Source organism: Microcoleus sp. K1-B1 (assembly GCF_036704705.1).
Taxonomy (GTDB): Bacteria; Cyanobacteriota; Cyanobacteriia; order Cyanobacteriales; family Microcoleaceae; genus Microcoleus.
This window is the reverse complement of record NZ_JAUBSH010000033.1, coordinates 26,236-40,520: the sequence shown is the minus strand read 5'-3', so window position 1 is coordinate 40,520 and position 14,285 is coordinate 26,236. Positions and strand designations below refer to the sequence as shown.

The following is a 14,285-nucleotide window of genomic DNA, read 5'->3' as shown; positions in this document are numbered from 1 at the left end:
CTTTAACGTCGCTGGAAGGCTGTTCCGTTAATACCGCGCTGTAACTGCCATTGGCACCGCCTTCTGCTGCATAAGTAGTTGTGGGAGAAATTTTTACCCCGGCCGTCGAGGTAGCTGTGTCGTTGTCGGCGATGGTGACAGTAACTGGTGCGATCGCCACTGGCAAGTATTCGGCCGCGCTGCCTCCTGCCACGCTGTGATTGATCGTGCCTGTGTGCGCTCCTTCTACAACAGTGTCGTCGGTTGCTGTCACCGTTACTGTTTGCGGGACATTCCAGTTAGCCGGAGTGAAAACGAGCGGCGCGATCGCATTTATTTGACTGCCCGCAGCGACATTGACGGTAACGTTAGCAGTCGGTTGAGTGTTGAGGGAGACTTCGTAACTGTCTGTCGCGCCGCCTTCGGCAGCAGTCGTGCTCGCAGGAGTAATTGTAATGCTGGGCGTATTGGGAGTAGCGACATCGTTATCGGTGATGCTGACTGTTACCGGCGCGATCGTCACGGGCAGATATTCCGCGGCACTGTCGGCGGCAATGCTGTGGTCGATCGTACCTGTGTGCAGCCCTTCGACTAAACTGTCGTCGGTAGCTTTCACCGTTACTATCTGCGGTAGGTTCCAGTTATCTGAGGTGAAAGTAAATGTGGAAATCGAATCGATTTGAATGCCCGTGTTGAAGTTGACATTAACAGGCGCAGTCGGTTTGCTAGTCAGCGCTACCTTGTAACTGCCTGTGGCGCCGCCTTCGGTAGCAGCGGTGTTTGGAGGAGTAATTGTGACTCCGGCGGTATCGTTGTCGGTAATTTGGGCCGTCACCGAGGCAGTAGCAATCAGGTTGTATTGAGCGTCTGTACTGGTGACTTGGTGTGCGATCGTACTGGAGTGCGCGCCTTGAGCTACACCATCGTCCACGGCTTGCACATTCACCAGTTGAGGCACGTTCCAGTTGTCGGGAGTAAATTTCAGAGCGATCGGGATCCCACCTCCAATCCCCACGTCGCTTTGGGCGTCTGGCGAGGCGGTGACAGTAACATCGGCAGCAGGCTTGGTGGTCAATACCGCCGTATAGCTATCCGTAGCCCCACCTTCCCCGATGTTGGTGCTGCCGCCAGTCTCGGTAATTTTTACGATCGGTGTGTCGTTGTCGGTAATGTTAGCGGTGAGGGTAGCAGTCGCAGTACCATCAACGGTAATTGGAACCGCAGCACCGTCGTAATTGGGGTCTACACTACTGGCTGTGTGAGCGATCGCGCTAGTGTGAGGAGATGCTTCCGCTACTTGATCGTCCACTGCCTCGATCGTAACGGTTTGCGGGACATTCCAGTTGTTGGGGGTAAAGTTGAGGGTGAGAGGGACACCAGTACCGGCTCCCAAGTCTGTCTGGGTATCAGGGTCAACAGTGACGATTACAAGGTCACTAGGCTGGCTTTGGAGTACGACTGTATATGTGTCTGAAGTACCGCCTTCTGCGACATCCGCACCCGCTGTTGAGGTGATTATGATGCCTGCGGTATCATTGTCGTCGAGAATATCCAGATTGGCGGTGTTCTGAACAACACCAATCCTAGCATTGGTGGGATTGGCTAAGGTGAGAGTAAGGTTTTCGGTGGGTTCAACTAAGCTATCATTATTAATCGGAACGGTGAGGGTAGCAGTGGTTTGATTGGTCGGAAAAGTGATAGTTTGGGTAGTGAAAGTAAAATCTATTCCGTCTCCCAAGGTAGCCCCGCCTGTGGCGCTGCCGTTGCTTAATTTTACGTCTACACTGGAGTTTCCCAGGGCAATCCCGGTGCGGTTGATGGTAATGTTTGCTCCAACTACTGTCCCATCTTCGTTGACTTCATAGTTCGGTTGAGAGAAATTGAAGCTGGGAGGAGCAGTTAGAAAAACTGCCGAGTCATAGCTACTGTCTTGAGTGTCAGCGATCGCTATTCTCAGGCGATTGGGAACATTGGGGATGACAAATGCCTGTGGCGTCGACAATACCTTTGTAAAACCATCAAATGTTGTTTTAAATATACCCGTCGTGTTATCAACGTATAACCCAGGGTTTTTGCCGTTATTAATATTATTGACGGACACAATTTCCGACGCAGCCCCAGGAATCGCGGAAATAAATACGTCATTCAGGTAAAAGCCAAATACATCGTTGAATGATGTCCCTACAAACTCGTTATACTCCTCAGAAGCAAACACGTATTCCAAACTAAACTGGCCTTGCTTAGGTAGAAACTCGAATTCGATAACGGCAGCATCATTAGTAATAGTCGAAGCTGATTTCGTATCAATAAGAAGCTGAGTCAGGACTGCATCCCCCGGCTGACCAAGAGTTGTACTCATAAAGTCTGCTGTATCCCCGATATTTCCCGTGCTGAAAATAACACCAGCTTCAAGATTTAGCCCGTCGGAAATACCTCCCCCGAAACTGCCGGCGGCCAGATTATCACCCGTGTAGTTCACACTACCAGGAACGACTGTTCCTGCGTCCCCAAGAATAAATTGGGCAAGTTGCTCTTTAGTCAGACCACTATTGAGATCCTTAGTTATCAGAACCATAATATACCTCTTGGAAAAATTGCTAGGTTTTCATCTTTAGCTACAATATCTTATATGTAGCGTTATCTCTGTTATGCACTTACTCAAAATTATTTAGGAGTAATTACAATAACTGATATTTGGCGTTTTTCTACTTAAGTTTTTGCTAAATAGTGGCTAGAAGGAATTGCTATAAATTAATTCGGCTTTGGGCCGCTTACTTGCAAAATTTAAGCATGACAGTGCGATCGCCCTAATGGCCGTTGAGAAATTGTCTCCGAGCACCCCCAACAAAAAAAATCAGGACTTATATTAAATCCATTCGATCGCAAGATTACTTAAAATTCTTGCTGATGACAGGTGGGATTATTTTATATTTTTCGTAGAAATTAACTTATCCTAATTTAGTTCTCATTCTCACATATCTCAGTAATATTGCTGACAATTTTTACAAAATTTAATACATGGAAAAAGTTCGGATATTGGTGCGGGAAATGTGTTTTGCCTCACATCTTGCACCAATATGCGAAATAGGCTTTTGGGCTTGTTCCACAACAAAGTACAGTAGTTTTCAATTGGATGGATGAAATACAGGTACGGACTCAGGCTTTGCCTGAGTCCCTACGCGAAATCTGTATCACGCTCAACTGAAAAATTCAGTAGATTTACTTTAGCAATGGGGATAAGTGCTGACCCCCAAAGGGATTATTGAGAATGATCCAAGAACTCACTTACTCTTTCCGCTTCTCAAATAGGGCTGGCGCACCAATCATGTAATGTTGCCGTCGTGGCTTTACACTATTGGTGCGCCAGTTATAGCGCCCGTCAATCGATTTTAGATTTTAGATTTTAGATTTTAGATTGAAGAAAGCAACCCCACTGATAAATCCGGGGGCTGGCGATCGGGATTCGGAGCTTTTTTCTCACTCCCCGAATCAATCCGGGGGCCCCGGATTAAATTGCTTGATTGTCAATTGCGGACTTTCGGGAGTGCGGCTGCGGTGAAAGTTATTCATCCATTCGCATCAGCTTGCGGTAAAACGTTTTAGAAAAATCGACGGTACGAGTTCGCTGAAAAGTCAGGAGAACCTCAATTAAGCAACTAACAAACTCAGAGCTTTGCATAGTCACTTCGTAGCTGAGTTCAGCATTGCCGTCAAACAACACCCGACAGCGGGTTAAATCGATCGGCAGCGACGAGATATTCCAACTAGCGACAAACGGCACGCTCTCCCCGCCGTCAATTTTTCTTGCCCCCTCCAAGGTTTTGAGCTTGTAAAGGCCAATAGCGTGCGGTAAAAACTTGCGCCTGGGCTCTTGACAGAAAGGCGCGTAGACTTTCACTTCTTTGTCATCGGCTGGCTTGAGTTGAGGAATAGACATATTTCCACCTCAGACAATTATTACTAACAGATAGTTTAGATCCCCTGAAAAAACTAGCAGATATTCCAGGTCGATCGCAAGCAAAAGTCAACCCAAATACTCTATACAGTACACGTTTACCAGGGCCGTACAAGCACCGAACCCGCTGGTTGTCCTCCCGTCCGCTTTCGACAAAAGCCCAGAAACTGATACAGTAGATGCTTATATCTAAAATCAAAAACTATTGGTGGTTGAATCAAGTAACCTATGCAGGAGAGTTCTTGGCCAGAAAACGACGCTCGCAGCGAGCTTAACTTGGACATCTCTGATTTAGCTCAAGAAGAGCTCAAGAGTTTGACCTCGCACTCGAAGCTCAGCAAAGTATTTGCTATACCAGACATTGGCGACAGGGTGTTTGACGCGGAAACAAAAGCAGAACTCCCGGTTGCGGTGTCTGTGCCGGGAACTCCCTCTTTTCCTCAAAATCTTTACCGGGGACGCCGCGGAAAAGCCGCCGCAGTGCTGGCTGCGATTTGGGCTGGCACGATCGCCCTGCACTTGATTTCTTGGGGTGCGTGGGTTGTGTGGGGGTTGACGGGACTGCTGTGGATGCAAGCATTTCGAGTTTTGTTTGCTTCGCCCAAGCCGACACTGCCCCCTCTTGCTGATGAAAATCGAGAGGATTGGCCCTACGTGTCGCTGCTGGTAGCGGCGAAAAATGAGGAAGCGGTGATTGCCCGATTCGTAGAATCCATCTGCAATGTAGATTATCCGATCGACCGCTACGAAGTTTGGGCGATCGACGATCACAGCAGCGACGCCACGCCGCTAGTATTGGAACAGCTAACCAAAAAGTACCCCCAGCTCAAAGTATTTCGCAGAGGAGCAAATGCCAGCGGCGGGAAGTCGGGAGCACTGAATCAAGTGTTACCGCTGACTCGCGGGGAATTTGTCGGAATATTTGACGCCGACGCGACGGTAACGCCGGATTTGCTGCGCCGGGTGCTGCCAGTGTTCGATGGAGAAAAGGTAGGGGCTGTGCAAGTCAGAAAAGCCATCGCCAATGCTTCGGTAAATTTTTGGACTCGTGGCCAAGAAGCAGAAATGGCTCTCGACAGTTTTTTCCAGCAGCAGCGGATTGCGATCGGCGGCATTGGAGAATTGCGCGGTAACGGCCAATTCATGCGCCGCACCGCCTTGGAAAGCTGCGGAGGCTGGAACGAGGAGACGATTACCGACGACCTGGATTTGACGGTGAGGCTGCACCTAGACCGATGGGACATTGAATTTCTCGCTTTCCCAGCCGTGTCAGAAGAAGGAGTCACTAACCCTCGCGCTCTGTGGCACCAGCGCAATCGCTGGGCAGAAGGTGGCTATCAGCGTTATCTTGACTACTGGCGGCTAATTTTGCGGAACCGCATGGGAACTGGGAAAACTTGGGATTTATTTGGATTTTGGGTATCTCAATATTTCTTGCCCACAGTAGCCCTACCCGACTTTGTGATGTCAATTGCGCTGCGCCGGATGCCGATCGCCAGTCCCATAACTTTTATGACGCTTACATTGTCGGTGGTGGGAATGTTTGTCGGTTTGCGCCGCACTCGCAAAGAGACCAAATTTGACGTTAAAAGAGTTTTTCTCACCTTGCTGCAAACGCTGCGGGGTACTGTGTATATGTTCCACTGGCTGCTGGTAGGGACTGTGACGGCTCGGATTGCGGTACGGCCCAAGCGGCTCAAATGGGTCAAAACCGTCCATCAAGGCGCTGCTAATAGCATCAAGTAAACAATTCGCAGAAATATCTCGGCACAGTATCGCCAAAAATCAGAAGATTTCTGGAGACAAAAAAACACCAACGCTCGCCAAATATCTCCCCGCCAGAGCCGACAGTAAAATTGGGAAATTACGAGAAAAAAACACTTTGAAACAGCTTAGGTAATAGGTAATCGGCGAGCGGTAATAGTGAATAAGTAATCGGCAATACAAAAGTCTAAAATTAAAAGATAAAAGCGAGAATTTTTAACTTTTAACTTGACAAAAAACCAATTACTATCTATTAATTATGAATTGCCAATTAGGACGAATTGCTTGTTGCCAACTACCCGTCACCCGTAATTGATAAATGGATTTGTTAGAGTACCAAGCTAAATCTTTATTTCGACAGATGGCAATTCCGATTTTGCCGTCGCAGCGGATTGACAATCCCGCCGACCTCAAAGGACTGAAAATTCCTTACCCCGTTGTACTCAAATCGCAAGTGCGGGCTGGGGGACGGGGCAGGGCGGGCGGTATCAAGTTTGTGGAAAATACGATCGATGCAGTAGCTGCCGCTCAAACAATTTTTAATTTGCCGATCGAGGACGAATATCCCCAAGTCCTGCTGGCAGAAGCAAAGTACAACGCCGACAAAGAATTGTACTTAGCGGTACTCCTAGACCCCGTAGCGCGCCGCCCGGTTCTTCTGGGTTCGAGCCAAGGAGGTATGGATGTCGAAGGGTCGATCGAGCAAATGCAGCAAGTTGCCGTAGATCAAGAATTTTCCCCATTCTACGCGAGGCGTCTCACGCTGAAAATGGGATTGCAGGGAGACTTGATTCAATCGGTGAGCACCATTGTCGAAAAAATGTACCGGCTGTTTGTCGAAAAAGATTTAGACCTAGTAGAAATCAATCCTCTCGGCATCAGTCCAAGGGGAGAGGTAATGGCTTTAGACGGTAAAGTCACCGCCAACGATGATGCCTTGGGACGACATCCAGATTTGGCAGCACTCTCGGAGAAGAAGCTCTTGGGCGGGTTGGCACGGGAAAGAAGAAGTTCCCATGCTGGGGGCGATCGCTCCCATTCCCAGTCCAAGGTTCAGCAGTCGCCGGAGTTTGACCCCAAATCTAAATCCCCAATCTCGAATTCCGAATCCCTGCAATTAATCGAACTAGACGGGAATATCGCGATTTTGTGCAACGGAGTGGGCCTGACAATGGCAACTCTAGATGCTGTAACCCACCAAGGAGGAAAACCAGCTAATTTTGTGAATATTGGTTCCCTAGACCGCTACTATGCAGCAAATGCCCTGCGCGATCGCGTGGAGTTGGGTCTGGAGTTAGTCGCTCAGGATAAAAGCGTTAAGGTGATACTTGTAAATATTTTGGGCAGCGCCTCCAAGACCGAGGAAATAATCGCTGCCGTAGCCGGCTATTTGGAACGGAAAGCTCGCGCTAACCGCCACATCCAAGTTGTGCTCCGGCTGGTAGAGATCGATGCTGAGGCTGTTAAAAAGCGTTTGGGACAGTTGCCGGTGCAGCTAGCTAGCACTTTGGATGAGGCCGCGGCCGCTTCTGTATCCTCCGTCAAGTAGCGGCAGTCGATCGGCAAAAAATGAGATTTCTGTACAGATGAAGGCCTTCTGCTTTTTACAGATCGAGTGTCAAGTGGGAAAACATGAATTTAACTCCTGAAAGCAAAGTCCTAGTACAGGGCATTACAGAATCTCCCGCGTCCACCCGCGCCGCCCTGATGATGAAAGCATACGGCACGAATGTAGTCGCCGGTGTCAGTCCCGGTCGGGGGGGGCTGGAAGTGGAGGGAATTCCGATTTTTGATTTGGTAGAACAAGCAGTGGCGGCAGTGGGTCAGGTTGACACTGCGGTAATTTTGGTAGATGCTTACTCGGTGCTGGATGCGGCTCTAGAAGCGATCGCCGGAGGAATTCGGCAAATCGCGATCGTTACTGGGGGAGTGCCTCCTCTGGATATGGTGCACTTAGTCAGAAAAGCAGAAGCCACCGAAACTTTGGTAATCGGGCCCAACAGTCCGGGGATTATTGTCCCCGACAAACTGCTGCTGGGAACTCACCCCAAGGAATTTTACACTCCCGGCCCGGTGGGAGTGATCAGCCGCAGCAGCACTTTGACTTACGAAGTTGCCCTAGAACTAACGGAGGCTGGGTTGGGACAGTCGATGGCGGTTTGTATTGGCTGCGACGCGATTGTCGGTTCTTCTTTTATGCAGTGGCTGCAACTTTTGGACGAAGACGACAGTACCGAAGCGATGGTTTTGGTAGGGGAAGTTGGCGGGTGGAGTGAACAAGCTGCTGCTTCTTACATCGCATCGGCGATCGACAAACCCGTGGTTGCTTATCTAGCCGGCCGCTACGCTCCCAAGGGGCCGTCTTTGGGCCACGCCGGCATCCTGATCAGTTCTCGCGCGGCTGCCCAGAAAGCCTTTGGAGTTTCTGCCCCAAACAAAATGGCTGCCTTTGAAGACGCCGACATACCTGTGGCGGCTCGACCTTCAGAAATTCCTAAGTTGCTCAAAAAATTGCTCAAGAAAAATTGATTGCTTTGGGAGTTTTCACACAAGTCCTAACCCTCTTGGGGGTTGGGATAAGGGTAGGGCGGGGGCGGGTTTGGTCTCATATCATTTCCGGTTACACTCATACATGATGTTGACGGTTGACGGTTGACGGTTGACGGTTGACGGTTGACGCCGTGAACAGTGAACAGTCAACAGTGAACAGTCAACCGTCAACAGTGAACTCGGATTTACTATTCCGAGGCTAACGGATTTGATATAAAAAGTGTCTGCAGAATGCCACAACAGCCCCTTCAACCCGCCTTTAGCACACATTTATGATTTTTTTACCAAAGCCCTCTGACCGGTGTCACAGGCTGCGGTTGGGGTGCTGGCAAGGGGGCGACGCGGCGCGGCGCTGGAGGCGGAGTTGTGGGCTGCACGCTGCGGCGAGGTTCGATCGGAGTTTCGGTGGGATTGGTTTCAGTTGTGCGAGTTGTCGATCGCGTCACATCTTCAAGCAGGCTTCGCAGAGTTCCAGCTATACTCTGAACTTTCCCAACAGCGGTGCGAAGGCTAGCAACATCTACGTAAACCTCCTTGAGAGGATACTTTTTCAGGATTTCTAGCAGCGATACCTTACCGTCATCCCCGGATGCCAGGATCACCGCTGCCCGCAAAGCTTTCCCGCTTTCTGTGCGGCGCTGAGTCCGAATTGCTTGACCGATGTCGTCAGTGATTTTTTCTCCTGGGGTGCTGTAAACTACCCTCGCCAGATTAGCAGGCTTTAAACCAATTTCTAAACCCATGAACCCCCGCAGCATTTGCGCGTCCATTTTGGAGAACCGGATAATTTGTTGGAGGGTTGGCGTCGTCGTGCCGTTTTTAGCAAAGTCTTCTAAGTCGCTGATATTGATGGCTTGTCTGATCGGGCCAAATGTGAGGACAACTTTTTCGGCCCCTAATGCTCTACTGCTGCTAGATAAGATGCTCCCGCTTGCTCCTAAAACTAGGGCAATGCCGATCGATACAAATTTTGTTAATTTCATATTCACCGCTACATTAAAATTATTTTTTCGAGATTTGTACATTTTTGTACATTGTACAGTATAGATGCAGCAGTTATATTCTACAAGGTCGCCAGTCTAATTTATGCCCGCGTCACACCGACAATCTCGACCGAGACTTTTTGTCGATCGTGACTTTAAGAATAAGTAACCACATCTACCGAAATCTTTTCGCTTCTATTCCTTCTGCCTTCTACCTTCTAAATCTCCAGCCTTCTATATCAGAGTGTCTTCCGCCTTCTACATAAGTGCCTTATAAAAATTATAGGAACTGCCCTCACGGGAGGACGTTCTTAATTCCACAAACATAAGGGATAGATTGCTTCTTCTTTCTCTTTTAGGCAACTAAATCCCTCTTCCTTCTTCCCTCCTTCTTCCCTCCTTCTTCCTGACATCCGTTACATCCGTTAGAGAATCCGTTGCCGAACTTCCTGACATCCGTTACATCCCGTACATTGCTCGTTGCCGAACTTCCTTCTGCTATATGTTGAAAACCAAGCGCAAATCCAAGAAATCCAAACACAAGCCCAGCGAAAAAACAACCGCGCTAAGCAAAAAAGAAGTAGCTGCACAAAAACGCAAAATTTCAGAAAAGCGCAATGAAGTGGTGCAGGCGATCGCCATAAGCTGCTTAGTCACCGTTGCTCTCAGCATTCCCCTGTTTTTCGTAGCCGGCCCTAAGATTGCTATTGCAGGAGGCGCAGCCGCAGCCATCTTGCTGCTTTCCTACAAATACCCCCGTCAAGCTTTGTGGACTTTTCTAATTTACCTGCCTTTCAGTGGTACAATTACCTACGCCATTGGCGGCGGGAATCCTGCATTTCAAGTAGCCAAAGATGCCTTCTACATACCAGCCCTCATCGCCCTAATTCAAAGCTGCAAAAAGAAACAGTTGCGCCTGTTCATTCCCAAACAAATGCTTTCTACCTTTAGCATCCTGTTGATGATGGCAATGCTGACTTTAATTTTTGTCAACGGGGAGATGCAGCTCAACCCTAGGGGGGGCGACAAACCAATTCTGCAAGGAATTCTCGGCTTAAAAGTATTGATAGGTTACATACCGCTGATTGCTTGTACATATTATCTGCTCCGCACTAAGAAGGATTTGGTGTTTTTTAGTCGAATGCACATCGTTTTGGCGATCGTTTGCTGCCTTCTCGGTTTGATTCAGTACCTGTTGCTGCAAAGTGGAAAGTGTGCAGGAACCAGAGGAATGACCGGAGCCGAATTATATAAAGCAACGCTGGAAGCTAGATGTTTTGTCGGCGGTTCTTTGGTGTTCAGTCCAGAAGTCAAGATGGTCCGCTTGCCGGGAACTTTTGTCGCGCCTTGGCAGTGGGCGTGGTTTTTAATTTCTAATGCTTTTTTAACCTTTGCCTCTGCCTTTTGCGATCCTTCATTCTGGTGGCGAGTTATCGGTTTATTGGGCATGGCATTAGTATTTGCCAATGCAGTTATTTCCGGTCAAAGAGCTGCTTTAGTTATGGTTCCCCTTGCTACAGCAATCCTGCTAGTTCTCACCGGTCAATTAGTTAATTTAAAACGATTTATTCCCATCGGTGCAGGACTGGCGATTCTGCTGTTTGTCGGTGCAGCTATTAACCCGGGAATTGTCGAGCAGCGGTGGGAGAGTTTTCTTAGTCGCTGGAATGCTGCACCGCCCCAGCAGTTTCTCTTTAATCAGTTCGAGCAAAGCCACAATTTTATCATTGACAGACCTCTCGGTAGAGGTGTGGGACGAGCGACTAATTCAACGCGAATATTTGGTAGCACGCAGCTAATTGAAACTTTCCAACCTAAGTTGATTTACGAACTCGGTTATCCGGGAATGATTAGTTTTCAGGTGATGCTTTTACACTTAGCTTTTCTAACTTTTAAAGCTTACAGATCAGTCAAGGACAAAAGTTTGCGAAGTTACGGAGCTAGTTTTTGGGTGTTTGTTGCATTTATTACGATTAATACTCAATACTATCCGCTGGATGTAGATCCAGTGTCCGTGTATTATTGGGTTTTAGCTGGCGCGATTTTAAAGTTGCCCAAAATTGATAAACAGGTGCAGGATGAAAAACACCAGGAAGTCGAGTCAAATGAATTGCAAGTTCACCAGCCATTAAAGGAGAAAAAAATTATTGCATCTTCCCCAATTTGAGAATAGTTTTGAGTGTTGAGTTTGGTGGATTCTTTCTTGTTCAGTAATCCGCTTTCGCTCCGGGTTAGTGCCAATATAGCCCGCCCTTCTGGGTTTATCTGTGCTAAAACCCACCCCTACAGCATATTATGGATCTTAACTTTACTGCGCTTGCCAAACCGGATGGCTAGCAATCAAATCCTTGTCGTTTGTTAATTTAGTCAATGCCGAACCGTCCCGATTAATTACATACAAGTTGCTTCTGTCTCCTTGGATTTCGTTAAATATAAACGCAATTTGCTGGCTGTCAGTAGACCAAGCTAATTCTGAAATTTCCGATGGTTTTAGCCTGGTAGCTAGTTGATTTAGCTGGTTCCCGTCAGCATTGATTGTGTAGAGTTTTTGATTATTGAACTCTCCGGCGACGAAACCAATAAATTGGCCATCCGGCGACCACGAAAGTTCATCGTATTTTCTGGGTTTTTGGGTGAGGTTCTTGGCTGTCCCCCGGTTAATGTCGAGCAGGTAGATATCTTGCTGTTCGCCTGCTGAATCGCCGGGTTTATTGTAATAGTAAGCAATACGGCTGCTGTCGGGCGACCAAAATAGTTTGACGTTGTAAACCTCATTTTGCGGGTTGTTTGTCAAATTTTTGAGGTTGGTTCCATCGGCATTAATTGTGTAAAGTTGCTGTTTCGGATAAGCGCCGAACAGGAAAGCAATTTTTGTGCGATCGGGCGACCAAACAAGTTGACTGCCGCCAGATATATATTCGCCGGGAGTTTTAGTTATTTTGGTCATTCCCGAACCGTCGGCATTCATTTTGTAGATATTTTTATCCTTGACAAATGCTACTTGCTGACCGTCCGGCGAAAGGTAAAATTCTGATGAAATTTCTGTTTGAGGTGGCTCTCCTCCTACTTCCAATTCCCGAACTAATTTAGTTCCTTGGATGCCAGAAGTGTCGCTTATATAAAGTGATTGGCTACCGGGAGCATCAGAGGTAAAACCGTCGCAAGAACGGGCAAAAATAAGTTTCTGGCTGTTGGAAAACCAAGCTATTTCAAAATTAGGTGCTTTGCAACCACCCTCAGCAAACTGTTTAGTTAGTTGAGAACCGTCAGCATTGACTGTATAGATGTCGGTGTATCCGCTAACGAAAGCCAGTCGCTGGCCGTTGGGCGACCAAACTAGGGTAGGGCTAACATCTATATTAGGTGCAAGTTCGCGGCGGGAGGAACCGTCAGCATTGACCCCAAATAAACTTGTTCTAAACTCGCTGCCGCGCATCTGGAGAGCCACAAACGCCAGTCTGCTTGGTTTTTGGGCTGCGGTTGTCGGAGGGCTTTGAAGGCTCAAAAACAAGCTGATTAAGAGTGTTAGGGAGATAAGGGCGATCGAACTAAGTCGCAATAATTTATTCAAAAGCATTTTGTCAATATCATCTCCTTACTTTTAAATTTTCACAGTCTTCAGTCCTTATATCTCCGACTTCTTAAAATCCTGCGGGGATATGGCAAATTCTAACTCCAAGCTATTACCAATGCCCCATTCACAATGCCCGATTCAAAGTGTTTGTCTGTCGATATGTCTCGACAGCCTCAAACTCTGTTTAATTCTGCCAATAATTAGCTCAAACATTTTTTTGCGGGACGGATTCTTGCTGCTGGGTGGCATCCCTAACTCGCAACACATCAAGTTCAAGTCAGTTGCACTCATGGCTAACAACTTTTGCCTCACCTCTTCTTCATTACCATTCTTAGCTTGTAAACGCAGTTCTTCATAAACTTCTAGAACATTTCTAGCCGATAAATTAGCAGGTTTATTAACATCAGCAACCCTGGGAATATCCGAAGTTTTTGAGCCAGCAGAAATCACTCCCCGCTTGACTTGAGTCTCAAGCCGGGTTAATTTTCGAGCAACGTCCCGCAAGATTTCCTTAAGTTCGCCAATTTCCTCAACTAACCCCCCGCTTTCTTGTTCGGAAGCAGCCAAAATTTCTTTTTTACTCATTTCAGATACTCCTCACACTCGCGCCATAGTTTTTCAAATTCTCTAACTAATTCTCGCGGCAGTTCTCCCTCATTAATCGCCCGTTTTAGCCCGACGCTTTCGCGAATCGTCGATTCTAAAAATCTAACTTCTATGTTATTGTCTTTTGATATCTCATCGCAAAGCCTCTTTACTTCTCTCATGTAAAACTGAACTTCATTGGTCAGCAATCCTCCATAGGTTTTAGCTTTATTCATAAAGACTGCTATCTTGGGAAACGGATAAGGCTCAATCCGTTTCTGGAGCGAGTTTAAAACTAAACTCAATCCCCTAGAACCAAAATAATCGGGATTGACGGGAATTAATATTAAGTCGCAGCAAGAGAGTACGCTGTAGGTGAGGAGACTGAAGGAAGGCGAACAGTCAAAAAGCATCAAGTCGTATTTGGGGAGATTGGCAGAGTTGGCGATTTTGCCGATGAATCGGCGGATGAAGTCTTTAACACTTTTTCCCTCAAAGCCATCGATATCCAACCAATACAATTCTTCAACTGAAGGGACAAAATGTAACTGTTCGTCAATCTGATAAATGGTGTCGAAACCAACGGGAAATTTAAAATTCTGTCCGGCTTTTTTAAAGACTTCTAGAGCGTCGTAAATTGTAAGTCTATGCTTGAGAGATTTTTCGTACCACTTACCAAATTTGTCATCTAAATGACCTGTATTTTCGTTAAGTCCGATCGCCTCTGTGAGCGACATTTGCGGATCTAAGTCTAACATCAAGACTTCTAAGTCGGTTCCTTGGGATATAATATTTCCCAGACTCCAAGTGACGGTAGTCTTCCCGACACCGCCTTTGAAGTTGATTACGGCTATTGATTTAGGACTCATGGCTGGCTTTGTTTGGATTTTGCTCA

At 47.4% G+C, this 14,285-nt stretch carries 10 protein-coding genes; 4 read left to right on the top strand and 6 right to left on the bottom strand.

Annotation, left to right across the window (positions count from 1 at the left end):
* Together QUA83_RS14545 and ebsA are read right to left on the bottom strand one after the other, a co-directional pair.
* The coding region (locus tag QUA83_RS14545) for a choice-of-anchor L domain-containing protein (RefSeq protein ID WP_333293817.1) at positions 1-2,554 on the bottom strand (2,554 nt) is incomplete at its 3' end.
* A 987-nt stretch (positions 2,555-3,541) separates the two neighbouring features.
* Positions 3,542-3,916 (bottom strand): type IV pilus biogenesis protein EbsA, encoded by a 375-nt coding sequence (gene ebsA / locus QUA83_RS14540; RefSeq protein WP_190737140.1) that lies wholly within the window; start codon positions 3,914-3,916, stop codon positions 3,542-3,544.
* A gap of 246 nt (positions 3,917-4,162) precedes the next feature.
* Between ebsA and QUA83_RS14535 the strand changes: the two genes are divergently transcribed.
* The 3 genes from QUA83_RS14535 to QUA83_RS14525 all read left to right on the top strand — a co-directional run bounded on the left by QUA83_RS14535 (position 4,163) and on the right by QUA83_RS14525 (position 8,227).
* Positions 4,163-5,680 (top strand): glycosyltransferase family 2 protein, encoded by a 1,518-nt coding sequence (locus tag QUA83_RS14535; protein WP_333293815.1) that lies wholly within the window; start codon positions 4,163-4,165, stop codon positions 5,678-5,680.
* A gap of 337 nt (positions 5,681-6,017) precedes the next feature.
* The gene (locus QUA83_RS14530) at positions 6,018-7,247 is read left to right on the top strand and encodes a succinate--CoA ligase subunit beta (RefSeq protein ID WP_333293814.1); all 1,230 of its coding nucleotides are present in this window, start codon (positions 6,018-6,020) and stop codon (positions 7,245-7,247) included.
* 83 nt (positions 7,248-7,330) lie between these two features.
* Positions 7,331-8,227: a CoA-binding protein gene (locus tag QUA83_RS14525; RefSeq protein WP_333293812.1), complete on the top strand. Its 897-nt coding sequence runs from the start codon at positions 7,331-7,333 to the stop codon at positions 8,225-8,227.
* 302 nt (positions 8,228-8,529) lie between these two features.
* Here QUA83_RS14525 and QUA83_RS14520 read toward each other — a convergent pair whose 3' ends face one another.
* A complete protein-coding gene (locus tag QUA83_RS14520; RefSeq protein ID WP_333293811.1) occupies positions 8,530-9,231 on the bottom strand; it encodes an alpha/beta hydrolase in 702 nt (233 codons plus the stop codon).
* A 502-nt stretch (positions 9,232-9,733) separates the two neighbouring features.
* On the opposite strand from QUA83_RS14520, the gene hpsL reads away from it, so the two are divergent.
* Entirely contained in the window at positions 9,734-11,398 is a 1,665-nt protein-coding gene (gene hpsL / locus QUA83_RS14515) for a hormogonium polysaccharide biosynthesis protein HpsL (RefSeq protein ID WP_333293810.1), read from the top strand.
* 141 nt (positions 11,399-11,539) lie between these two features.
* Here hpsL and QUA83_RS14510 read toward each other — a convergent pair whose 3' ends face one another.
* The 3 genes from QUA83_RS14510 to QUA83_RS14500 all read right to left on the bottom strand — a co-directional run bounded on the left by QUA83_RS14510 (position 11,540) and on the right by QUA83_RS14500 (position 14,259).
* Positions 11,540-12,802: a DPP IV N-terminal domain-containing protein gene (locus QUA83_RS14510; protein WP_333293808.1), complete on the bottom strand. Its 1,263-nt coding sequence runs from the start codon at positions 12,800-12,802 to the stop codon at positions 11,540-11,542.
* Positions 12,803-12,943: 141 nt separating this feature from the next.
* Entirely contained in the window at positions 12,944-13,390 is a 447-nt protein-coding gene (locus QUA83_RS14505; RefSeq protein WP_333293806.1) for a hypothetical protein, read from the bottom strand.
* A complete protein-coding gene (locus tag QUA83_RS14500; protein WP_333029965.1) occupies positions 13,387-14,259 on the bottom strand; it encodes a ParA family protein in 873 nt (290 codons plus the stop codon). The genes QUA83_RS14505 and QUA83_RS14500 overlap by 4 nt, the downstream gene beginning before the upstream one ends.
* Between the last annotated feature and the right edge of the window lie 26 nt (positions 14,260-14,285).

Excerpts from the sequence above, each read along its gene's own strand:
- ebsA (WP_190737140.1), bottom strand. The coding sequence starts at position 3,916 with ATGTCTATTCCTCAACTCAAGCCAGCCGATGACAAAGAAGTGAAAGTC.
- hpsL (WP_333293810.1), top strand. The coding sequence starts at position 9,734 with ATGTTGAAAACCAAGCGCAAATCCAAGAAATCCAAACACAAGCCCAGC.
- QUA83_RS14525 (WP_333293812.1), top strand. The coding sequence starts at position 7,331 with ATGAATTTAACTCCTGAAAGCAAAGTCCTAGTACAGGGCATTACAGAA.
- QUA83_RS14505 (WP_333293806.1), bottom strand. The coding sequence starts at position 13,390 with ATGAGTAAAAAAGAAATTTTGGCTGCTTCCGAACAAGAAAGCGGGGGG.
- QUA83_RS14530 (WP_333293814.1), top strand. The coding sequence starts at position 6,018 with ATGGATTTGTTAGAGTACCAAGCTAAATCTTTATTTCGACAGATGGCA.
- QUA83_RS14500 (WP_333029965.1), bottom strand. The coding sequence starts at position 14,259 with ATGAGTCCTAAATCAATAGCCGTAATCAACTTCAAAGGCGGTGTCGGG.
- QUA83_RS14520 (WP_333293811.1), bottom strand. The coding sequence starts at position 9,231 with ATGAAATTAACAAAATTTGTATCGATCGGCATTGCCCTAGTTTTAGGA.
- QUA83_RS14535 (WP_333293815.1), top strand. The coding sequence starts at position 4,163 with ATGCAGGAGAGTTCTTGGCCAGAAAACGACGCTCGCAGCGAGCTTAAC.